General features: G+C 71.6%; 17 protein-coding genes. 11 read left to right on the forward strand and 6 right to left on the reverse strand.

Features of this window, described 5'->3' with window-relative positions; all coding sequences use genetic code 11:
• Window positions 1-2,044 (forward strand): protein NO VEIN domain-containing protein (locus CCN72_RS14825; protein WP_143664102.1); only part of this gene is annotated, 2,044 nt, incomplete at its 5' end.
• A 140-nt stretch (window positions 2,045-2,184) separates the two neighbouring features.
• Here the strand turns inward: CCN72_RS14825 and CCN72_RS14830 are convergent.
• On the reverse strand, window positions 2,185-2,607 hold the full coding sequence (locus CCN72_RS14830) for a secondary thiamine-phosphate synthase enzyme YjbQ (RefSeq protein ID WP_086807928.1): 423 nt from the start codon (window positions 2,605-2,607) through the stop codon (window positions 2,185-2,187).
• Window positions 2,608-2,678: 71 nt separating this feature from the next.
• Between CCN72_RS14830 and CCN72_RS14835 the strand changes: the two genes are divergently transcribed.
• The gene (locus tag CCN72_RS14835; protein ID WP_086807929.1) at window positions 2,679-3,758 is read left to right on the forward strand and encodes an NAD(P)-binding domain-containing protein; all 1,080 of its coding nucleotides are present in this window, start codon (window positions 2,679-2,681) and stop codon (window positions 3,756-3,758) included.
• 75 nt (window positions 3,759-3,833) lie between these two features.
• On the opposite strand, the gene mltG is transcribed toward CCN72_RS14835, so the two are convergent.
• A complete protein-coding gene (gene mltG, locus CCN72_RS14840) occupies window positions 3,834-4,757 on the reverse strand; it encodes an endolytic transglycosylase MltG (protein ID WP_086807930.1) in 924 nt (307 codons plus the stop codon).
• Between the two features lie 122 nt (window positions 4,758-4,879).
• A complete protein-coding gene (locus CCN72_RS14845) occupies window positions 4,880-6,682 on the reverse strand; it encodes an ABC transporter ATP-binding protein (RefSeq protein ID WP_086807931.1) in 1,803 nt (600 codons plus the stop codon).
• A 114-nt stretch (window positions 6,683-6,796) separates the two neighbouring features.
• On the opposite strand from CCN72_RS14845, the gene CCN72_RS14850 reads away from it, so the two are divergent.
• Window positions 6,797-7,246 (forward strand): MarR family winged helix-turn-helix transcriptional regulator, encoded by a 450-nt coding sequence (locus CCN72_RS14850; protein ID WP_086807932.1) that lies wholly within the window; start codon window positions 6,797-6,799, stop codon window positions 7,244-7,246.
• A gap of 50 nt (window positions 7,247-7,296) precedes the next feature.
• Here CCN72_RS14850 and CCN72_RS14855 read toward each other — a convergent pair whose 3' ends face one another.
• Window positions 7,297-8,907: a peptide-N4-asparagine amidase gene (locus CCN72_RS14855; protein ID WP_208638009.1), complete on the reverse strand. Its 1,611-nt coding sequence runs from the start codon at window positions 8,905-8,907 to the stop codon at window positions 7,297-7,299.
• A 196-nt stretch (window positions 8,908-9,103) separates the two neighbouring features.
• Between CCN72_RS14855 and CCN72_RS14860 the strand changes: the two genes are divergently transcribed.
• Window positions 9,104-10,645 (forward strand): M1 family metallopeptidase, encoded by a 1,542-nt coding sequence (locus tag CCN72_RS14860; protein ID WP_244174229.1) that lies wholly within the window; start codon window positions 9,104-9,106, stop codon window positions 10,643-10,645.
• 228 nt (window positions 10,646-10,873) lie between these two features.
• Window positions 10,874-12,880, forward strand: coding sequence for an N-acetylmuramoyl-L-alanine amidase (locus CCN72_RS14865; RefSeq protein WP_086807934.1), 2,007 nt, complete (start codon window positions 10,874-10,876; stop codon window positions 12,878-12,880).
• A 14-nt stretch (window positions 12,881-12,894) separates the two neighbouring features.
• On the opposite strand, the gene CCN72_RS14870 is transcribed toward CCN72_RS14865, so the two are convergent.
• Window positions 12,895-13,641: a L,D-transpeptidase family protein gene (locus CCN72_RS14870; RefSeq protein ID WP_086807935.1), complete on the reverse strand. Its 747-nt coding sequence runs from the start codon at window positions 13,639-13,641 to the stop codon at window positions 12,895-12,897.
• A gap of 149 nt (window positions 13,642-13,790) precedes the next feature.
• Here CCN72_RS14870 and CCN72_RS14875 point away from each other — a divergent pair, with 149 nt between their 5' ends.
• The 4 genes from CCN72_RS14875 to CCN72_RS14890 all read left to right on the forward strand — a co-directional run bounded on the left by CCN72_RS14875 (window position 13,791) and on the right by CCN72_RS14890 (window position 18,403).
• On the forward strand, window positions 13,791-15,614 hold the full coding sequence (locus CCN72_RS14875; protein ID WP_086807936.1) for an ABC transporter transmembrane domain-containing protein: 1,824 nt from the start codon (window positions 13,791-13,793) through the stop codon (window positions 15,612-15,614).
• Window positions 15,611-17,392, forward strand: coding sequence for an ABC transporter ATP-binding protein (locus tag CCN72_RS14880; protein WP_086807937.1), 1,782 nt, complete (start codon window positions 15,611-15,613; stop codon window positions 17,390-17,392). The genes CCN72_RS14875 and CCN72_RS14880 overlap by 4 nt, the downstream gene beginning before the upstream one ends.
• Window positions 17,393-17,602: 210 nt before the next feature.
• A complete protein-coding gene (locus CCN72_RS14885; protein WP_085562887.1) occupies window positions 17,603-18,079 on the forward strand; it encodes a DUF5709 domain-containing protein in 477 nt (158 codons plus the stop codon).
• A 60-nt stretch (window positions 18,080-18,139) separates the two neighbouring features.
• Window positions 18,140-18,403, forward strand: a complete 264-nt coding sequence (locus CCN72_RS14890) for a type B 50S ribosomal protein L31 (protein WP_037659094.1) — start codon at window positions 18,140-18,142, stop codon at window positions 18,401-18,403.
• A gap of 29 nt (window positions 18,404-18,432) precedes the next feature.
• Here CCN72_RS14890 and CCN72_RS14895 read toward each other — a convergent pair whose 3' ends face one another.
• Window positions 18,433-19,227, reverse strand: coding sequence for a metal-dependent hydrolase (locus CCN72_RS14895; protein ID WP_086807938.1), 795 nt, complete (start codon window positions 19,225-19,227; stop codon window positions 18,433-18,435).
• Window positions 19,228-19,372: 145 nt separating this feature from the next.
• Between CCN72_RS14895 and CCN72_RS14900 the strand changes: the two genes are divergently transcribed.
• A complete protein-coding gene (locus CCN72_RS14900; protein WP_085562885.1) occupies window positions 19,373-21,886 on the forward strand; it encodes a DEAD/DEAH box helicase in 2,514 nt (837 codons plus the stop codon).
• Window positions 21,887-21,905: 19 nt separating this feature from the next.
• Window positions 21,906-22,701: acyl-CoA thioesterase (locus CCN72_RS14905; protein WP_086807939.1), on the forward strand; the 796-nt coding region annotated here is incomplete at its 3' end.

A 22,701-nucleotide genomic window follows, 5' to 3' on the forward strand; every position in this document is an offset into this window, starting at 1 on the left:
CGTCAGCGCCTCCGGCACCACCGTCGTCGGATCCTCCGGCACCACCGAAGGGCTCGGAACACCGCTCGTCGACGAGTTGCCGTGGCTTCCGCTCGCGGTGGGTGTCCTGGCCGACCATCCGCCCCGGGGCGGCCGTCCGACAGACGCCGAGCTCACCGATTTCGTCGCGACCGTCCGCCGCGTCCGCGTCCACCGCTACGCCTCGTTGAAGATCACCCTGGACGGGGCCGCCGTGGAGCTCCCGGAGCGGCAAGACGGCATGCTCCCCCTGCCCGACTCGTCCCACCCGCTGGTCCTCACCCCGGAACTGCCCCTTTCCTGGGACTTCGTGGCCCGGATCGGCTATGCGGTCAGCCAGGTCCTGGATCGTCCTGAATACGCCGTCCCGCTCAAGCTCGCCGCCCGCGAACTGGAGCGGGAGCACGCATCCCTCGAAGGGCCGACCGAGCGCCGGCTCGCAGCGGTGCTCGATCTCTCCGTCCACCAGGTCAGGGAGACCGCTCACCGCCTCGACGGGTCCCTCGCGGGAGTACTGGAGCGCTGCTTCCCCCTCCTCGTACATGCCCTCGGCACCGACCGGGCAAGGGAGCTGACGGACCCGGATCCGGCCGACGCCCGGGAGTTTCTCGCCCGCCTCGAACCGTACGACGCCGCGCTCCCCCTGCCCGCCGCGCAGCTCATCGCGGCCGCGCGCGACGCACGAGACATCGACGGCCTCCGGGCCCTGGCCGACGTCGACTTCGCGGACCTGAACCGCACCCTGGCAGGGCTCGCGCCCCGGTACCGTCCGATCAGCCATGCCGAGGCCCACGAGGAGGCCGTTCGCCGGCACGTGGATTTCGGTCGCGGCCTCCTCATCGACCGGCTGCGCTGGGCCCGTCGGGAAGAGTTTGACGCCCGCAGGCCCATCGCCGACTGGCCCGCCCTCCGCTCCCTGAAATGGATCACGGCTCCGGAGGAATGGGCGTTCACCGTCGACACCGCCGATGCCGGTCTCTTGCGGGACCTGGTCGAACAGGCGCTCACCGCCCGTCTAGGAGCGCCCGCCCCGACCAGGGGCGAACGGCTTGCCGCCATGGACAGGTTGCGTAGCCACAATCAGGCGGTCATAGCCAGGACGACCCCCGACCTGGTCGCGCTGGTCAAGGCCGCGGATCAGCCGGCGCCCGCGGCGCTGGCGAAGGCAGCCGCCGCAGAGGTGATCACCACTCTGCTGGACGAGGCGGGCGCGCTCGACTTCCGCGAACTGTCGGCCGACGATGTCGTCGGCTGGCTCGCGGCCCTGGGGCAGTGGCCGACGGGCATGGCTGCCTCCTCGAAACCCCAGGCACACGGACTCACTCCCGCCGAGGTGGACCGCGTACGGAACGCCGCGGAGCAGGCCTGCGCCGAACGAGCCAAGCGCAGGCGGATCATCTCTCTCGGTGAACGGGACTTCGACATCGAGTCCGGCGACTTCACGGAGCTGGCCTCGGAGCTGCGTCGCGCCCTGGCATCCGGCCCTCCCCTCAGCGGGAGCGCCCGAAGTCGCTGGGCCGCGCTGAAGCCGATTCCGCCCCGGAGGGCGACGGGCTCCTCAAGTGGACGGCCGGGCAAGCGCGTTGACGGAGAGCGCGGGCTGTCGTCGGCCCAGCGCTCGGCGATCGGTTTCATCGGCGAGTGGTACGCCTACCAGTGGCTTCGCGAGCAGGACCGGGCGACCGACGAGACCAGCTGGGTCTCGGGCAACCGGGTGCACGTCTTCCCCGGGCCCGCCGGAGACGACAGCCTCGGCTACGACTTCGAGGTCGGCTCCGGAAGGAATCCGCGCTTGTACGAGGTCAAGGCCACCCAGGGGCCGGGCGGGCAGATCGAGCTCGGTGAAACCGAGGTACGGGCGGCGCAGAAGTACGGCGGCAGTGACCGCTGGCGGATTCTGGTGGTCACCTCGGTACTGGACGCGGAACACCGGCAGATACGCATGTTGCCGAATCCGTTCAGCGAGCGCGGCCGCGGGCTCTACCGCGAGGAGGGCGGCGCGCTCCGCTTCGCCTACCGGTTGTGAGGTGGCCGGCCGGTCCGTCCGCCGCAGCCACCACGCGCCCGAGCCGTCGTGTCCGGTGTTTGCGGGTCGCACAGCCCACGAGCAGGCACGTCCCGTATTCGTCGGCCACCCACAGGATGATCTTGCTCGCCCCAGGAAACTCAGCCGAGGAAACTGAGACGCACCGTGCGCTCGGGGTTGTCCCTGTTCGTGTCGACCAGGCACACCGACTGCCACGTGCCGAGTTCCAGGTGGCCGGCGATCACCGGCAGGGTGGCGTGGGGTGGGACCAGGGCCGGGAGGACGTGGTCGCGGCCGTGGCCGGGGCTGCCGTGGCGGTGTTGCCAGCGGTCGTCGGCGGGGAGCAGGGTGTGCAGGGCGGCGAGAAGGTCGTCGTCGCTGCCCGCGCCGGTCTCGATGACGGCGATCCCGGCGGTGGCGTGCGGGACGAAGATGTTCAGCAGGCCGTCGCGACCGCCCGCCGCCTCCCGCAGAAAGTCCTCGCAGTCCCCGGTGAGGTCGACGACGCGTTCCCGGCTACCGGTGGAGACGTTCAGGATTCGGGTGGTGAAGGCATCTGACATGGCTGCCATCCTGACGCATGGGTACGACAGCGGGCGGGAAGAGCCGCGCACGGCACGCTGTTGGTAGAAGCGTGAACGAATTGCGTGAGGTCGAGGTGGTCGTCGTAGGCGCTGGTCAGGCGGGACTGGCCGGCGCCTATCACTTGCGCCGCGCCGGATTCGAGCCGGACCGCGACTTCGTGGTCCTCGACCACTCCCCCGCACCGGGTGGCGCCTGGCAGTTCCGCTGGCCCTCGCTGACGTACGGCAAGGTGCACGGAATGCACGCGCTGCCCGGCATGGAGCTGACCGACGCCGATCCCGCGCGCCCCTCGGCCGAGGTGATCGGCGCGTACTTCGACCGGTACGAGCACGCCTTCGACCTGCGGGTACGGCGCCCGGTGGAGGTGCGGGCGGTGCGCGAGGGGGACGGCGGACGGCTGCTCGTGGAGACGTCCGACGGCATCTGGTCGACCCGTGCGCTGATCAACGCGACCGGCACCTGGGACCATCCGTTCTGGCCCCGTTATCCGGGCCAGGAGACCTTCCGCGGGCGGCAGTTGCACACCGCGCGGTACGCCGGGCCCGAGGAGTTCGCCGGGAAGCGGGTGGTGGTCGTGGGCGGCGGCGCCTCCGGCACCCAGCATCTGCTGGAACTCGCCCCGTACGCCGCCGCGACCACCTGGGTCACCCGGCGGCCGCCGGTCTTCCGCGAGGGCCCGTTCGACGAGGACGCCGGGCGGGCCGCCGTCGCGCTGGTGGAGGAACGGGTGCGCGAGGGGCTGCCGCCGCGCAGCGTGGTCTCGGTCACCGGGCTGCCCCTGAACGACGCGATCCGCCGGGGACTCGCGGACGGCGTCCTGGACCGGCGGCCGATGTTCGACCGGATCACCCCCGACGGCGTGGAATGGCGGGACGGCAGCCGCGTGGACGCCGATGTGATCCTGTGGGCGACCGGGTTCCGGGCGGCGCTCGGCCATCTCGCCCCGCTGCGGCTGCGCGCACCGGGCGGCGGGATCCGGATGGAGGGGACACGCACCGTGGCCGACCCCCGGATCCACCTCGTCGGCTACGGCCCCTCGGCCAGCACCATCGGCGCCAACCGGGCCGGTCGCGCGGCCGTACGGGACATCAGGCGGTTGCTGGCGGAGGACCGACCGGCCGCCGCATGACGAACCGACGGACCGCCGCGCCCCGTTGAACCGGTCGGCGCAGAACCGGTCGGCTTTGCACCGGTCGGCGCCCTCTCAGCCTGCCTTGCCGGACCGTGTCGCGGACGGGGACATGGAGTGGCTCGGTGACGGGCTCTGGTTCGACGACGGGCTCTGGCCCTGGCCCGCCCGCTGCCCGACCTTCTGCTGCTCGGAGTTGAAGTCCGCCACATTGCGCATGTGTGTGTCGTAGTCGGCCGTGAAGCGCGTGTCCCCGGGCTTGACCGTCACGAAGTACAGCCAGTCACCCGGCGTCGGATTGATGGCGGCGCGCATCGCGTCCTCGCCAGGATTGCCGATCGGCGTCGGCGGCAGGCCCATGCGCTGATAGGTGTTGTAGGGGCTGTCGCTCCTGGTGTCGTCCTCGGTGGTGCGCGCGCGGCCCAGCGCGTAGATGAGGGTGGAGTCCAGTTGCAGGGGCATCCCGCGCTCCAGCCGGTTGAGGATGACCCGGGCGACCTTGCCCATGTCCTCCTTCTTCACGGCCTGGGCCTGGACGATGCTGGCGATGGTGAGGGCCTGGTAGACGTTCATCGAGTTGCGCTGCGCCCCGGCCGCGACCGGTGCGCCGTCGAACTTCTCGTGGGCGGTGTTCACCATGGACCGCAGCACGGACTCGGGGGTCGCACCCTTGCGCAGGGGGTAGGAGGTCGGGAAGAGATAGCCCTCCGGGTTGCCTCCGGCGTCCTTGGGGAGCGTCAGCCGGGCCTTGCCGAGCGAGCCGCGGGTGCTGCCCGAGGGCAGGGCGAGCGCCTTGTCGATCGCGTCGTAGACCTGGGTCGCGCGCCAGCCCTCCGGGACGACGAGCGCGGTGGGCCTGGGCGCCTCATGGTGATCGGTCACCGTCAGCAGCGGCACCGCCACGGCGGTGCCGGCGACGACGGCGCCGGCCACGACGAGAGCGAGTCTGCCCCGGCGTGTCAGTCGGGTCCTTCTCCGTGGCGGAATGTGCGTCAGCATGCGGGAACCGTAATACGCGCATCACCGCAAACCCGACATATATTCAGCTTGTCGGCCCAGTTACCCGTCTCGACCCGAGGCACCGGACACCCGTCCGGGCCCTTGGCCCCTGGTCGCCGCTTTCACCCGGCCGGCTCCAGTTGCGCGTCCCTGCGCACCAGGGCGGCGTACCGCCCGTCGCGCTCCAGCAGTTCCTCGTGCGTGCCGCGTTCGGCGACATGCCCGGAGTCCAGCACCACGATCTGGTCGGCGTCGCGGACGGTGGACAGCCGGTGGGCGATGGTGATCGTCGTACGGTTCGCCGAGAGGGCGTCGATGGCCTCCTGCACGGCGGCCTCGGTCCGGGTGTCCAGGGCGCTGGTCGCCTCGTCCAGGATGAGGACAGGCGGGTCGCGCAGGATGGTGCGGGCTATGGCGAGGCGCTGCTTCTCGCCGCCGGAGAAGCGGTGGCCGCGCTCACCCACGACCGTGTCGTAGCCGTCGGGCAGCGCCGCTATGTGCTCGTGGATCTGCGCCGCCCGGGCCGCGGCATGCAGTTCCTCGTCGGTGGCGCCCGGCTTGGCGAAGCGCAGGTTCTCGGCGACGGAGGCGTGGAAGAGGTACGTCTCCTGCGAGACCACGCCGACCGCGCGGGCGAGGGTGTCGAAGTCCAGGTCGCGGACGTCGACCCCGTCGAGGGTGACCCGCCCGCCGGTGACGTCGTAGAGCCGCGGCACCAGGTACCCCAGGGTGGACTTGCCCGCGCCGGTGGGGCCGACGACCGCGAGGCCCCCGCCGGCGGGGACGGTGACGTCGATGCCGTCGAGGACGGGACCGCCCTTGTCGTCGTAGCGGAACTCGACCTCCTCGAAGCGGACTTCGCCCTTGACCCGGTCGAGGTGGACCGGGCGGGGGCGCTCGGTGATGTCGATCGGCAGGTCCAGGTACTCGAAGATGCGCTGGAAGAGCGCGAGGGAGGTCTGGATCTGGACGCCGGTGGCCAGCAGGCTCACGGCCGGGCGGAACAGGCCCTGCTGGAGCGAGACGAAGGCGACGATGGTGCCGAGCGACACCTGGGGGCCGCCGAACTGGAGGGCGAGACCGGCCGTCCAGTAGATGACGGCGGGCATGGCGGCCATCACGATGGTGATCACGGCCATCCGCCAGCGCCCGGCCATGTTCGACCGGACCTCCAGGTCGACCAGTCGCTCGGACTCGTCGGCGAAGGAGCCGGTCAGCGAGTCGGTGCGGCCCATGGTGCGGCCGAGCAGGATGCCGCTGACCGAGAGGGACTCGGTGACCGTGGCGGCCATCGCGGCCATCTGCTTCTGGCGCTCGGTGGTGATCCGCTTGCGCTCATTGCCGACGCGGCGGCTGATCCAGACGAAGGCCGGCAGCAGGAGCAGCGAGACGATGGTGAGCCGCCAGTCGAGGGCGACCATCGCGACGATGGTGGCGACCACGCTGGTGGCGTTGGAGACCAGGGAGGTGGCGGTGGAGGTGACCGTCGCCTGCATGCCGCCGATGTCATTGGCTATGCGGGACTGCACCTCGCCGGTGCGGGTGCGGGTGAAGAAGGCCAGCGACATGCGCTGGAGCCGGCCGTAGACGGCGGTGCGCAGGTCGTGCATGACGCGCTGGCCGACGGTGGTCGAGATCAGCGTCTGGAGCACGCCGAAGACGCTGGAGAGGACCGCGCTGAGGATCATGCCGAGCGCGAGCAGGCTCAGCAGGCCGGTGCGGCCGCGCGGGATGGCGACGTCGAGGATCTCCTTGAGCAGGAACGGTGTGGCCACCGAGACCAGCGAGGAGGCGCCGACCAGCAGGCCGACGACGGCGAGCCGCCCGCGGTAGGGACGGAACAGCTTGAGAATCCGCCGCCACTGCCGGGGCATGTCCTTGGCGTCGGCGGGCGGGGTCCAGGAGGACTCACGGTCGGGATGCATGGGCTCCTACGGAGGTGAGCGGTCGCCGGCCGGGACCGGCCGACGATGACGGAACGGATCGTAGCTCATTGTTACCTATACTCACAATGAACTGCATCCTGATATTGTTCCCGCATGACCACCCCCGATCCCGAGGGACTGCTCGCCGAGCAGTTGCTGCGGCTCACCCGCCGGGTGCACCGCATCCAGAAGCGCCATCTGGAACAGCGTGAGCTGGGCATCACCCCCGCCCAGTCCCGGTTGCTGCGCACCCTTGCGCACTACCCCTCCCCGCCACGCATGGCCGACCTCGCCGAGCGCCTGGAAGTGGTGCCGCGCGCGGTGACGACGCTGGTCGACGGGCTGGAGGCGAGCGGCAAGGTGCGCCGGGCCGCGGATCCGGCGAACCGGCGCGTGACCCGGATCGAGCTGACCGACGAGGGGCGCGCGGCCCTGCGCGAACTGCGCGGCGCGCGCCGCTCGGCGGCCGAGGAGATACTCGCCCCGCTCACCGGTAAGGAGCGCGAGGTGCTCGGCGTGCTGCTGGACACCCTGGTCGACGGAGACGCCGCCAAGCCCTGCTGACCCCACCCCCGGCGCGACGATCGGACCCGTCGCGCCGAAGGGCTCCCGGGCTAGCAGCCCCTGCGGTCCAGCGTCAGCGCGCCCTGAGCGGTGGCCAGCGTGTGGTCGTAGCAGCCGCGCGAGCCGTACGACCGGTAGCGCTCCGACGAGGTGCCGACCGCGTGCCGCTGCTCGCGCGGGGCGTCGAGGGCGTAGGAGGCATCGCCGCGGTAGGTGTCGTCCAGCCGCGACCACGCGGTGCGCCGGCCGCCGCGCAGCTCGGTCACCGACGCGCGGTCGCCGAGCGTCAGCACGGTGCGCAGCCGATTGTCGGAGCCGATGGTGGTGACGCCGTCGAGGGTGTATGTCCGCAGCGTGCGCGCCGACCGCGCGGGGCCGGACCCGGTGGTGGCGACGGTCTGGTCGTCGGTCCAGGTCGCGTCCAGTCCGTCGGTGTTCTCGCCGTCGGTCCAGCGGTGGACGGAGGTGTCGGCGAGGGTCCGGGTGACGGTGGTGGTCACTCGTCCGTGAGAGGTGTCGAGGTATCCGCTGACGGTGAGCCGGTGCCCGGCCTTCGTGTCCACCCGGTTCTCCGAACCCGGTGTGTAGGTCGAGGAGTTGACCAGGTCGGTCGCCGTGTCCTCGGTGACCGCCCCGGTGAGACGGTCGCGGTGCGCGTCCTGCCACACCAGCACGTTCACCGGCGTGCTCCAGCCGGCCTGGCCCGCCGGCACCCCCACGACGGAGACCTCGACCCGGTGCGGGCGGCCGTCGTCCAGCAGCCCGGCGAACGGCGTCAGGTCGTACTCGATGGGCCGGACGTCGAAGGCACCCGGCGCCGGGACGACATACCAGAGGAACGGATCGGACCAGCCGCCTGTCCACACGTTCGGAAAGGGCGCGGCGATGCCCGCCGTCCGGCCGTCGACCTTGATCTGCACCTCGCGGTAGGGGCCGTGATCGGCCTTGCAGGAGTACGACGCCGGGTCGGCCACCGTCAGGTACCAGAACTCCTCGCAGCCGCCGCCGGATCCGGTCGCGTAGACCTCGGCGACGATCCGCTCGCTGTTGCGCGGCGTGGTGAGCGTCGTGCCGTCGGGCGTGTCGGCGAGGGTGAACACACGGTCGGGGGTGCGCTCGGCGGGGCTGCCCGCGTAGAACGTCAGGGTGACGTGAACGTCGATGACGCCGGTGTAGGTGTCGTCGACCACATTGCCGATCAGCATCTCGACGTCCCGCGGGCTCCGGAAGGTGTCGCTGTAGCGAGTGACGTCCTTCTCGACGTGCCAGGCGATGCCGTCCGGCGAGGGCTCCGGGGTGGAGGTGCGCAGGATCTCGACCCCGCCGACATGGAGATAGCCGAGCCGGTCGTACTGACGGCCCTTCACCGTGCCGTCCAGACGGAGTACGACCTTGCTCCAATGGTCGCCGCAGCCCTTGGGCGGGGTGTACGCGCCCCGGTAGGGGGTGAAGTCGCGGAACTGCGTGTCGGCCAGGGTGACCTGACAGGACTTGGTGTGCGGCCGGGCGACGGGCGGGGCGGCGGTCACCGGGTCGTGCCAGTCGGTACCGAACTCGGCGGGGACGCCGGCGGCCCGCGCAGTCGCGGTCCCGGCGCCGAAGAGCGCGCCGACCAGAAGGACCGCGGTCGCAAGCATGGACATGACTATCCGTTGTCTCATGGGCGGTGTTCTACGGGGAGTTGGGCCCGGCCGCAATGAGGCGTCGGGAGCAGGAGCCGCCACACGGAGCGCATCTGGCGCATCGTCACCCTGACAGACATTTAGTGCTATAAGCGGATCTCGCTGGCATAGTGCGTTCATGGAGATCATGTCCGCAGGCAGCCCGGCAGGACCCCCGGGCCAGGGGCCACGGAAGGTGCGCGGAACGAGGCGCCCCCGCCGCACGGCCCTCGCCCTCGCCGGTGCCCTCACCCTCACCGGCGCCGCCCTCTGCTACGACCTGCTCCCGCGCGGGGGCCAGGGCTCGCGCGCGCCCGGCCCGGCCGCCGCACCGGGGCGCGCCGCCGCCTCGGGTCCGGCAGGAGGCGCACCCCCGTCCCCCGGCGCCCCGGGCATCGGCGACCCGCTGATGCCGCTCGCCGGGAACGGGGGCTACACGGTCCGCCGATACACGCTGGACTTCGACTGGCAGGCGCCCCGGACGCCGTTCGAGGCGGGCGCCACCATCAGCGCCGCCGCCACCCAGGCCCTGTCCCGCTTCGACCTCGATTTCGCGGGCAACACGCTGCACCGGGTCACCGTCGACGGCTCCCCGGCCAGGTACGTACGCGACGGCGACGAACTCGTCGTCACCCCGGCCCGGCCGATCCCCCGCGGCCGGGCCTTCACCGTCCATGTCGCCTACACCGCCGACCCCACCCAGCAGCGCCACCGCGACGACGCGATCCGGGACTACGGCTGGGTGCCCACACCTGACGGCACCGTGGTCTGCGCCCAGCCCGACGGCGCCAAGATGATCTTCCCGGCGGACGACCATCCGAGCCTGCGCGCACCGATCACCTTTCATGTCACGACCCCCGCGAACATCGGCGCGGTGGCCAACGGACGCCTCGTCAGCACGACCGCGCGACCCGGCGGCCGCGTCGAACGGACCTACGACTCCGAGCAGCCGATCGCGGCCCAGCTGGTCCAGCTGGCGATCGGCAGGTTCCGCGTCGTCAACAGCACCGGCCCGCGCGGGCTGCCGGTGCGTGATGTGGTCCCGGACGACCTGGTCGGCGACACCGCGGAGTACCGCTCGCTCACCCCGGACCACCTGGCCTGGCTCGAACAGCGGCTCGGGCCGTATCCGTTCCGCCGCTACGGCGTGCTGGTCGGTGACACCGAGCTGCCGGTGGCGCTGGAGACCCAGTCGCTGTCCGTCGTACCGAAGGACGATCTGCTCGGCGACCGGGTCGACGCCGAACGCAATCTCGTGCACGAGCTGACGCACCATTGGACCGGGGACAGCGTCGCCATCCGGCGCTGGTCCGACCTGTGGCTGAGCGAGGGTCACGCCCGTTTCTACGAACGGCTGTACTCCGACTCGCACGGCGGCGTCAGCCTGGACGACGCGATGCGTGACGCCTACGAGCAGCACGACCAGTGGCGCCATGACGACGGCGCGCCGGCCGAACCCGCCGCCGACACGCTGTTCAAGGTGATGCGCTACGACGGCTCGGCCCTGGTGCTGTACGCCCTGCGGGAGAAGGTCGGCACCGCGGTCTTCGAACGGATCGAGAAGTCCTGGGTGAGCACCTACCGGGGCCGCGCGGCCGGCACCCAGGACTTCATCGACCTCGCCTCCCGGGTCGCGAAACAGGATCTGAAAGCCTTTCTGACCGCCTGGCTCCACGGCCCGCACACCCCGCCCATGCCGGGCCACCCCGACTGGCGGGCCGACCCGGTCGAGGACTGACCCGGATGCCCTCCGTCACCGTCCCGTACGGGCACCCGTACTGACGGGCCGTCGGAGCGGAGCCGCTGCCGCCGACCGGGTGGCCTCTGCCGGGCCGCTGGTCCACCCCGGTGACGGTTGGCGCGACGGGACACGCGGGGCACGGAAACGTACAAGGGGTGGTTGTCAGGGGCAACTCCTTTGTCCTGGCTGCGAAGAGCGCGTTGAACATGTTTGGAGACCCGTGCCATGAAAAGACCCACCGCCCCACGTGTCCCCAACGGCCGCGTGTGCCGCCGGACCGCATGCGCCATCGGATCGGCGGCCCTGCTGGCCCCGCTGCTGCTCACCCCGCTGACCGACGACGACGCACCCGAGCAGCGCCTCCAGGTCGCCTTCACCGATGCCGCCCATGACTTCCATGTGCCGCGCAGTGTGCTGATGAGCGTGTCCTATGTGCAGACCCGCTGGGACGCCCACCCGGGCTCCCCGAGCGTCGCGGGCGGCTATGGGCCGATGCATCTGGTGGACACCAGCCGGTTCCCGGCCGCCTCGCCCACCCCGGGCGTCCAGGGCGGTGGCGCGCTCCAGCCCAGCGCGGGGGCCGCGGGGGCGCCCGCCGCGCGGCCGGACGGTGTCCTGGCCGGCCGGTCCGTGAAGCCGGCGGACCTCCAGCGCGCCGCCCGGCTGACCGACGCCCCGGCCGGGCGGCTGCGTACCGATGCCACCGCCAATGTGCGCGGCGGCGCCGCCCTGCTGGCGGCCACCCAGCAGCAGCTGGGCAAGCCCTTGAGCGACAATCCCGCGGACTGGTGGGAGGCGGTGGAACGTTTCCCCGGCACTCCTGACGTCAGCTCGGCCGCAACCTACGCGAACGACGTCTTCTCGGTGATCCGCAAGGGCGCCCACCGCACCACCGCCGAGGGCCAGGAGGTCTCCCTGCCCGCGAGCCCCTCCGTGCGCCCCCACACCGTCCGCACCGAGAAGCCCCAGCACGCCAAGGGGACGGAGTGCCCTGCCGAGGTGGCCTGCGACTGGCTCGCGGCGCCGTACGAGGAGATCGACGACGACGGCGACTACGGCAACCACGACCTCGCCGACCGGCCGCGCGACCAGAAGATCGAGTACATCGTCATCCACGACACCGAGGCCAAGCTGTCGAGCATGTTCCAGACGGTCCAGGACCCGACCGAGGCGTCCTGGCACTACTCGATCCGCTCCAGCGACGGCCATGTCACCCAGCACATCCAGACCAAGGACGAGGCCTGGCACTCCGGCAACCAGTACGTCAACGCCCGCTCCATCGGCATCGAGCACGAGGGCTTCCTCCGGCAGCCGGGCACCTGGTTCACCGAACAGATGTACAGGACCTCGGCCCGGCTGGTGCGCTATCTGGCCAAGAAGTACGACATCCCGCTCGACCGGCAGCACATCTTCGGCCATGACAACGTGCCCTCGCCGACCGGCGACTCCATCCCCGACATGCACGACGACCCGGGCCCCTTCTGGGACTGGCGCCACTACTTCGACCTTCTCGGCGCGCCCCTGAAGGCCACCGCCGGGCCGAACAGCGACATGGTGACGATCCTGCCGGACTACGCCACCCACTCGCCCAAGTTCACGGGCTGCCTCAAGCCCGGGGCGCCGTGCCCGAAGCACGGCTCCAGCGCGGTGCGCATGTACACGCGTCCGGACGAGAAGGCGCCGCTGATCCAGGACCCGGGCCGCCACCCGGACGGCGGTGACTCCACGCTGGACGTCGACGACCTGGGCGCGCGGGCCTCGGCCGGGCAGACCTTCGCCGTCGCGGAGCGCCGCGGCGACTGGACGGCGGTCTGGTACCAGGGCCGCAAGGCCTGGTTCAAGAACCCGAAGAAGCAGGCGACGGCGGTCGGCGCGGCCGGAAAGATGGTGACGCCCAAGGAGGGCCTGGACGAGATCCCGGTCTTCGGCCGCGCGCTGCCCGAGGAGGACGCCTACCCGGAGGGCATGGAGGGGGAGCCCGAGGCGCCGCTCCCCTACCACTTCCGCGCGGGCCAGCGGTATGTCACCGAGGGCACCATCGACAGTTCCTTCGTGCCGCGCTCGGCCTTCGTCGACAGCCCCGAGCCGGTGGTCAGGGGCGACGAGACCTACTACCAGATCCAGTTCGACCACCGGATCGCCTACGTCCGCGCCGGCGATGTGGACGTGGTCGGCTCGGCCGTCGCGGCGGGACCGTCCTCGGCGCCCCAGGGCGGCTCGACCGGCAACTGACGGCCGCGCGGTCCTCAGGCGCCGAGATCCGCCCGGTCCCCCATCACCACCACGGGGTGCCGGGCCGGATCGAGCGTGCGCAGCAGCGTCACCATCGCGCTCTTCGGCATGCTCACGCAGGCCGAGGTGCCGCTCCCGTGGTCCAGATGGAGCCAGATCCCGCCGCCCTTGGCCGCGCCCAGGGGGCGTGCGCCGTCGCGCGGCGGGGTGCCCGGCACGCGGTTGTAGTCGATGGCGATGACGTAACCGAAGTCGTGCTGGTACGCCTTGGGCCACTCCTTCGGGGACGCGTAGGCGTAGGTGTTGTGGTCGTACGGCAGCTTGCTCCCCGGGTCGGCGAACGTACCCCCCGCGGCGGACAGCGTGAACACACCCACCGGGCTGCGCTTGTCGTCCTCGTGGTGGTCGAGGGTCCAGCCGCGCCGCCCGTTGTGCGCCGCCCAGCTGCCCTCCTGGTGCCAGCCGCCGCCCTGCCGCGCATAGAGCACCACTTCGGACTCGGCCGAGTCCCGGCCCTTTCCGTACACGGCCACGACCTGGCGGGACTGCGCGGGTATCCGTGCGTACAGACGTCTGCCGACACCCGGGAGGCGGACCGGGTCGGAAGCGGGCGCGGAGCCGGAAGCGGTCGACGCGGCCGGGCCGTGGTGGCCGGGCGCGGAGCCGGAGGAGGCCGTGCCGCAGGCCGAAAGGGTGGTCAGGAGCAGGGTTCCGAGGGCCGCCGCCCAGCGCGTCGAGCGCCGCACACTGTCTATATGCACCGGGCCATGCTGACACGACGCCCGATTGACGCGAAAACCGTTTGAAATTCCCGACTCTGCGAAGCGACCCTTTCACGGCTTGTCCCCAGCCGCCGCCACCCCCGGCTGCCGCCGTTCCCTGACACGCTGTCACGAGCCATCTGGACGTCATGCAGATTCACGACCTTCCCTATCCCGACCCCGGTGTGCCCGACGCACGCTCGGGGCCCCGATTCCTGTGGTGGCTCTGGCGCAACCAGCTGGGCGGCCAGCTCAAGGCGCTGGCCTGGGGCCTGCTCCACTTCGTCGCCGTCTCCGCGCTGCCCTTCTGCGTCGGCTTCGCCGTACAGGCCGTCGTGGACCGGTCCGGCCACCGGCTGGCCCTGACGGGCGCTCTGATGCTGCTGTGCGGCACGGCCGTCGCGGTGGGCGACACCTTCCTGCACCGGGCCGCCGTCACCAACTGGATCACCGCCGCCGCCCGCGTCCAGCAGCTCCTCGCCCGCAAGGCGGCCGACCTCGGCTCGGCGCTCACCCGGCAGGTGGCGGCCGGCGAGGTGGTCGCCGTGTCCACCGGAGACGTGGAGAAGATCGGCTGGTTCGTGGAGGCGGTGTCCCGCTTCACCGCCGCCGCGGTGACGGTGGTCGTCGTCTGTGCGGGCCTCCTCGTCTACCAGCCCGCGCTCGGCACGGTCGTCGCCGCCGGACTCCCCGTCGTGGCCCTCGCCGTGCTGCCGCTGCTGCCCCGCGCCACCCGCCGCGCCGACGTACAGCGCGAGAAGGCGGGCCGCGCCACCGAGCTGGCCTCGGACACCGTCGCCGGACTGCGGGTGCTGCGCGGCATCGGCGGCGAGGAACTCTTCCTCGACCGCTACCGCCGCGCCTCCCAGGAGGTACGCCACGCGGCCGTACGCAGCGCCCGTATGTGGTCACTGATCTCGGCCGTGCAGGTACTGCTGCCGGGACTGCTGCTGATCGCGGTCGTCTGGTACGGCGTCCACCTGGTCCGCGAGGGCCGCATCGCCGTCGGTGAACTGGTCACCGTCTACAGCTCGGTGATGGTCCTGAGCTATCCCTTGCAGCACTTCGAAGAGATCGCCATGTCCTACTCCTTCTCCCGCCCGTCGGCCAAGCGCGCCGCACGGGTGCTGTCGTTGGAAAGGTCGGCGGCGGGCGGCGACGTCCGCGAAGCGGCGGGCGGCGACCGGGCGGAGGCGCCCCGCGGCGATCTGTACGACCCCGCCACCGGGCTGACCGCTCCGGCCGGCCGGCTCACCGCGGTGGTGTGCGGCGACCCGGACGCGGCCGGCCGGCTCGCGGAACGGCTCGGCGGCCACCCCACGGAACCGGGCCGCTCGGTGCTGCTCGGCGGGACGGCCCTGGACGAACTCCCCCTGGACCTCGCCCGGACCGCCGTCCTCGTCCAGGACAAGGACCCGGTGCTGCTCTCCGGCACCCTGCGCGAACTGCTCGACGTGCCCGCGTCCGGCGCCGTCACGGCCGCCGACGCGCTCGCGGCCGCACGGTGCGAGGACGTCCTGGACGCCCTGGTGCAGGGCTCCCTGGACGCCGCCGACCCGATGGACGCCCGCATCACCGAACGCGGGCGGTCCCTGTCCGGCGGCCAGCGCCAACGGCTCGCCCTGGCCCGGTCCCTGGTCACCGACCCGGAGGTGCTGGTGCTGGACGAGCCGACCTCCGCGGTCGACTCGCACACCGAGGCCCGCATCGCCGACGGACTGCGCCGGCTGCGCGCAGGGCGCACGACGGTGGTGTTCACCTCCTCGCCGCTGCTCCTGGACCGCGCCGACCGGGTGGTCCTGGTCCACGAGGACGAGGTCATGGCGACCGGCACGCACCGGGAGCTGTTCGACAACGAGCCCCGGTACCGGGCCGTGGTGACACGGGAGACGGAAGCCGAACCCGCCACCGCCGACGAGGACGCGCTGCTGGACGCGCTCGGCGAGCTGGCAGAGATCGAGGAGAGCGCATGATCGGCGTCGCACCACCGGCCCACGACCCGGCGGCCCCGACGACCGCCACCACCCTGCCCGTCGCCACGGCCGCGACCGTACGGGCCTACGTCTCCGAGCTGTTCCGCCGGCACCGCCGGGCCTTCCTGCTGCTGATCACCGTGAACACGGTGGCCGTGATCGCCTCCATGACCGGCCCCTATCTGCTCGGCGACCTGGTCCAGCGGCTGTCGGACGGAAGCCGGGAGCTGCATCTCGGCCTCACCACCGGCCTGTTCCTGCTGGCGCTCGCCGTACAGGCGGTGTTCGTCCGGCAGGTGCGGCTGCGCGGCGCCATGCTCGGCGAACGGATGCTCGCCGACCTGCGCGAGGACTTCCTCGTCCGCTCGGTCGGCCTGCCACCCGGCGTGCTGGAACGGGCCGGCACCGGCGATCTGCTCTCCCGTATCACCACCGACATCGACCGCCTCGCCAACGCCATGCGCGAGGCCGTACCGCAGCTCGCGATCGGTGTCGTATGGGCCCTGCTGCTGCTCGGCGGGCTGGTGGTGACGGCGCCGCCGCTCGCGGCCGCCGTGCTGCTCGCCGTGCCGGTGCTGGTGGCCGGATGCCGCTGGTACTTCAAGCGGGCGCCCGCCGGCTACCGCTCCGAGGCCGCCGGATACGCGGCCGTCGCCGCCGCGCTCGCCGAGACCGTGGACGCGGGCCACACCATCGAGGCGCACCGCCTGGGCGCCCGCCGCGTCGCCCTGTCCGAGCAGCGGATCAAGTCCTGGAGCGCGTGGGAAAGGTACACACTCTGGCTGCGGTCCGTGCTGTTCCCGGTCATCAACGCCACCCACGTCATCGTCCTCGGCTCGGTCCTGATGGTGGGCGGAACGCTCGTCCTGCACGGGTGGCTCGGGGTGGGCCGGCTGATCACGGGCGCGCTCGTGGCCCAGATGCTCGTCGACCCGGTCAACCTGATCCTGCGCTGGTACGACGAGGTGCAGGTGGCCCAGGTGTCGCTCGCCCGCCTCGTCGGGGTCCGGGAGATCGAGCCGGGCGCCGGGGACGCGTCGGTGGCGCCCGAGGGGAGGGACGTGCACGCCGACCGGGTGCGCTTCGGCTACCGGGAGGGCGTCGACGTGCTGCGCGAGGTGTCCCTCAAGGTCGCGCCGGGCACCCGGCTCGCCCTGGTCGGCCCTTCCGGTGCGGGCAAGTCCACCCTGGGCCGGCTGCTCGCCGGGATCTACGCGCCCCGGGACGGCCGGGTCACCCTCGGCGGGGCGGAGCTGTCCCGGATGCCGGCCGAACGCGTCCGCTCGCACGTCGCCCTGGTCAACCAGGAGCACCACGTCTTCGTCGGCTCCCTGCGGGACAACCTCCTGCTGGCCCGCGACGGCGCCGACGACGCGGAGCTGTGGGCGGCCCTGGGCGCCGTGGACGCCGACGGCTGGGCCCGGGCGCTGGACGAGGGCCTGGACACCGAGGTCGGATCCGGCGGGCTGACGCTGACCCCGGCGCAGGCCCAGCAGATCGCGCTGGCCCGGCTGGTGCTGGCCGATCCGCACACACTGGTCCTGGACGAGGCGACCTCGCTCCTGGACCCGCGCGCGGCCCGTCATCTGGAGCGGTCCCTGGCCAAGGTCCTGGACGGCCGTACGGTCGTCGCCATCGCCCACCGGCTGCACACCGCCCACGACGCCGATGTGATCGCCGTGGTGGAGAGCGGCCGGATCAGTGAGCTGGGCAGCCATGACGAGCTGGTCGCGGCGGGCGGCGCGTACGCGGCCCTGTGGCGGTCCTGGCACGGCTGAGCCCCCGGCCCGGGCGGGCCCCTCGAGGGCTGCCCGGGCCCCGTGCCGTTGCGCGGTGGTGAGCAGCAGTGGAAGGCTGGAGAACGGCACCGGCGCGAGTTCCGCCCGGGAACCTCCCGGTTCGCGCCGTGCGACATCCGTGCCGCGTGTGCCGACGGCCCGCCGCCCGCTTCGGCGGTATCCGGCCGTCCTCACCACCTGGAGGTAGTCGTGGACAGCGCCGACAGCTGGGGGGACGACGTCTACCAGCCCGATCCCGATCCCTCGGAGGTCCGGGAGGACTCGGGGGTGCTCGACGTCGAGGACACTCTGGACTTCGACGGTGTCGACGATCCCCTCGACCGCGGCTGGTCGCCTCCGGAGCGCCCCTGGGCGGTGGAACACGACGGCGTGACCGCGGCCGAGCGAAAAGCGGGCGAGACCCTGGACCAGCGCCTCGCCGAGGAGATGCCCGACCGGGAGGTCCCCGACGGCGACGGCATCGGCGATTGCGAGGGCACCGACGGGGAACTCCTCGACAACGAGGTCGGCGATCTGCGCTCCGGCCGCCTGGTGGCGCCCGACGAGGGGGCGCACGAGGACGAGGAAGCCGCGCTCGTGGCCAGCGACGTCGGCATCGACGGCGCCGCCGCCTCCGCCGAGGAGGCCGCGATGCACATCGTGGACGAGGACTCCCTCTCCGGGTGACCTCCGGGCCCCGGCCGTCCCGTCCGCGCCCTGCCCGACCGCCCCGCACAAGGAGCCGCCATGCAGCAGGACAAGCACCCCGACTACCACGCCGTGGTCTTCCGTGACCGCGCCGCCGGCTACGCGTTCCTGACCCGGTCCACCGCGCGGAGCGAGCAGACCATCGACTGGGACGACGGCGAGACCTACCCGGTGATCGACGTGGAGATCTCCTCGGAGAGCCACCCCTTCTACACCGGCAAGGCCCGCCAGGTCGACACGGAGGGCCGTATCGCCCGCTTCGAGCGCCGCTACGGCCAGGCGGACGCGGGCGACGCCACCTGATCCGGCGGGCGGCCTCAGATCACGCGGCCTCAGATCACATTGAGGGCCGCCGCACAGCCCACCCCGCCGAGCACCATGAACACGGGCATCAGCACCTTCAGCTCGACCCAGCTGCCCGCCCGGAAGCGGATCGCCTTCGGCGGACCCACCGGGTACCAGCGCCTGCGGCCCAGCGGGATCGGCCACAGAATCGGGCAGCCCGAGACGGTCAGCGCGTCCCCGATGTCGTGCACCAGCGCGCCCAGCACGATCGGCAGCCCCAGCCACAGGTACTGCTGACCGGGCTCGGTGAACAGCCAGTCCGAGCCGTTGCCGGGCTTGTCGAGGACACCCGCCAGGATCCAAGCGGAGGCCGCCGCCAGCAGCCAGACCAATATGTCGCTGCTGGAGCCCCGGGCCGCGCGCCACAGCAGGCCCTCGATCGCCAGCACCATGTGCACGAACAGGATCGCCAGCACCGCCCAGCGGCCCCCGGTGATCGCCGCCGCCGAGGCGCCGGCGCCTATCAGAACCGCCCAGACCCAGGTGTGCGTCAGAGTGCGGTGGCCGCCGGAGCGGCGCGGGTCGCCCTTCTTCCTGGTCGCCTTGTAGACGGCGTAGGACAGCTTGTCCACGATCTCGCAGAGCCAGCGCGAGATCGGCCCGAAGGCGTGCGAGATGGTGGCGGCCTTGTGGTCGAGGTCCGGTGCGAGCGCGGCGCCCGCGCAGATCAGGGCGCCGACCAGCAGGACCGGCCAGGGCATCGGGTGCCCGGCCGCGGCGGCGGCCGCCCCGACGCCGAGCCAGGCCGCGGCTCCCGACAGTGAGTGTGCTGGTCCCATCATGGCCGCTTCCCGCCCCATTCCTCGTATACCGCTGTCCAGTTGGCACGGAGCGCTGACGCCCCGTCGGCGACACAGCGTAGCTGCCGTGATCTTCCCGGCCCCAGCCGATTCCCCGATCGGGGAGGAGGACAGGCAAGATGGGAGGGTGACCCTCATCGATCAGCTGCCGCCGACCGCCGACCCCGACGCCCTGTACGAAGCCTTCGAGTCGTGGGCCCAGGAGCGCGGCCTCACCCTCTACCCCCACCAGGAAGAGGCGCTGATCGAAGCGGTGTCCGGGGCGAACGTGATCGTCTCCACGCCCACCGGCTCCGGTAAGAGCATGATCGCCGCGGGTGCGCACTTCGCGGCGCTGGCCCGGGACGAGGTCACCTTCTACACGGCACCGATCAAGGCCCTGGTGTCGGAGAAGTTCTTCGAGCTGTGCAAGCTGTTCGGCACCGAGAACGTCGGCATGCTCACCGGCGACGCCTCCGTGAACGCCGACGCACCCGTGATCTGCTGCACCGCCGAGGTGCTGGCCTCGATCGCGTTGCGCGACGGCAAGAACGCGGACGTGGGCCAGGTCGTCATGGACGAGTTCCATTTCTACGCGGAGGGCGACCGCGGCTGGGCCTGGCAGATTCCGCTGCTGGAACTGCCCCAGGCGCAGTTCATCCTGATGTCGGCCACTTTGGGCGATGTGTCGTTCTTCGAGAAGGACCTCGCCCGCCGCACCGGCCGCCCCACGGCGGTGGTCCGCTCGGCGACCCGTCCGGTGCCGCTCTCCTACGAGTACAAGCTGACCCCGCTCACCGAGACACTCACCGAGCTGCTGGAGAGCAAGCAGGCGCCGGTGTACATCGTCCACTTCACCCAGGCGCAGGCCGTGGAGCGGGCCCAGGCGCTGATGAGCATCAACATGTGCTCGCGCGAGGAGAAGGACCAGATCGCCGAGCTGATCGGCAACTTCCGCTTCACCACCAAGTTCGGCCGCAACCTCTCGCGGTACGTCCGGCACGGCATCGGTGTGCACCACGCCGGCATGCTGCCCAAGTACCGGCGGCTGGTGGAGAAGCTCGCCCAGGCCGGCCTGCTGAAGGTCATCTGCGGCACGGACACGCTCGGCGTCGGGGTCAACGTGCCCATCCGTACCGTGCTGTTCACCGCGCTGACCAAGTACGACGGCAGCCGGGTGCGGACCCTGCGGGCGCGCGAGTTCCACCAGATCGCGGGCCGGGCCGGCCGTGCCGGGTTCGACACGGCGGGCCTCGTCGTGGCCCAGGCGCCCGAGCACGTCATCGAGAACGAGAAGGCGCTGGCGAAGGCGGGCGACGACCCGAAGAAGCGGCGCAAGGTGGTGCGCAAGAAGGCGCCGGAGGGCTTCGTCGCCTGGACGGAGAACACCTTCCAGAAGCTGATCGACTCGGAGCCGGAGCCGCTGACGTCCCGTTTCCGGGTGACGCACACCATGCTGCTGTCGGTGATCGCCCGGCCGGGCAACGCCTTCGAGGCGATGCGCCATCTCCTGGAGGACAACCACGAGCCGCGCAAGCAGCAGCTGCGGCACATCCGCCGGGCGATCGCGATCTACCGTTCGCTGCTCGACGGCGGCATCGTGGAAAAGCTCGACAAGCCCGACGCCGAGGGGCGCATCGTGCGGCTCACGGTCGACCTCCAGCAGGACTTCGCGCTCAACCAGCCGCTGTCCACCTTCGCCCTCGCCTCGTTCGAACTCCTCGACCCCGAGTCGCCGTCCTACGCTCTCGACATGGTCTCCGTGGTCGAGTCCACCCTGGACGATCCGCGGCAGATCCTCGTCGCCCAGCAGAACAAGGCGCGCGGCGAGGCGGTGGCCGCGATGAAGGCCGACGGCGTCGAGTACGAGGAGCGCATGGAGCGCCTCCAGGACGTCACCTACCCCAAGCCGATGGAAGAGCTGCTCTTCCACGCGTACAACACCTACCGCAAGAGCCACCCGTGGGTCGGCGACCACCCGCTGTCGCCGAAGTCGGTCGTCCGCGACATGTACGAACGCGCGCTCTCCTTCACCGAGTTGGTGTCCTTCTACGAGCTGGCCCGCACCGAGGGCATCGTGCTGCGCTACCTCGCCGGCGCCTACAAGACCCTCGACCACACCATCCCGGACGACCTGAAGTCCGAGGATCTCCAGGACCTGATCGAGTGGCTCGGCGAGATGGTGCGCCAGGTGGACTCCAGCCTGCTGGACGAGTGGGAGCAGCTGGCGAATCCCGAGGAGATGACCGCCGAGCAGGCCCAGGAGAAGGCCGACGAGGTCAAGCCCGTCACCACCAACGCGCGCGCCTTCCGGGTACTGGTCCGCAACGCGCTGTTCCGCCGGGTGGAGCTGGCCGCGCTGGACCAGGTCGAGGAACTGGGCGAGATGGACGCCGAGTCCGGCTGGGACGCCGACGCGTGGGGCGAGGCGATGGACAAGTACTGGGACGAGTACGAGGATCTCGGCACCGGTCCCGACGCCCGCGGTCCCAAGCTGCTGGTCATCAAGGAAGAGCCGCAGAACGGCCTGTGGCGGGTCCGCCAGATCTTCGACGACCCGAACGACGACCACGACTGGGGTATCAGCGCGGAGGTCGACCTCGCGGCCTCGGACGCCGAGGGCCGTGCGGTCATCCGCGTCACCGACGTCGGCCAGCTGTGACCACAGGAGAATCCCACCCATGACGACGAACCCGGCGGAAAGACTGGTCGATCTGCTCGACCTGGAGCGGATCGAGGTCAACATCTTCCGCGGCCGCAGCCCGCAGGAGTCCCTCCAGCGGGTCTTCGGCGGCCAGGTGGCGGGCCAGGCCCTGGTCGCCGCAGGCCGCACCACGGACGGCGAGCGCCCGGTGCACTCGCTGCACGCGTACTTCCTGCGCCCGGGCCGGCCTGGCGTGCCGATCGTGTACCAGGTGGAGCGGGTCCGCGACGGGCGTTCGTTCACCACGCGTCGGGTCACCGCGGTGCAGCAGGGCCGCACGATCTTCAATCTGACCGCCTCCTTTCACAAGCCCGAGGAAGGACCGTTCGAACACCAGCTGCCGCCCGCCCGTGAGCTGACACACCCCGAGTCGCTGCCGACCGTGGCCGAGGAGATACGCAAGCACCTGGGCGCGCTGCCGGAGCAGTTGGAGCGGATGGCACGCCGCCAGCCCTTCGACATCCGGTACGCCGAGCCGCTGCGCTGGAACGACGAGGAGGTCAAGGGCGCCGAGCCGCGCAGCGCGGTGTGGATGCGCGCGGTCGGACCACTGGGCGACGACCCGCTGGTCCACACCTGCGCGCTGACCTACGCCAGCGACATGACACTCCTGGACGCGGTGCGCATCCCCATCGAGCCCTTGTGGGGCCGCCGGAGCTTCGACATGGCCTCGCTGGACCACGCCATGTGGTTCCACCGGCCGTTCCGCGCCGACGAGTGGTTCCTGTACGACCAGGAGTCACCGATCGCCACCGGCGGCCCCACAAGGGCTC

Origin of the sequence: Streptomyces murinus (assembly GCF_002154555.1) — a bacterium.
In the GTDB taxonomy this organism is placed as follows: Bacteria; Actinomycetota; Actinomycetes; order Streptomycetales; family Streptomycetaceae; genus Streptomyces; species Streptomyces murinus.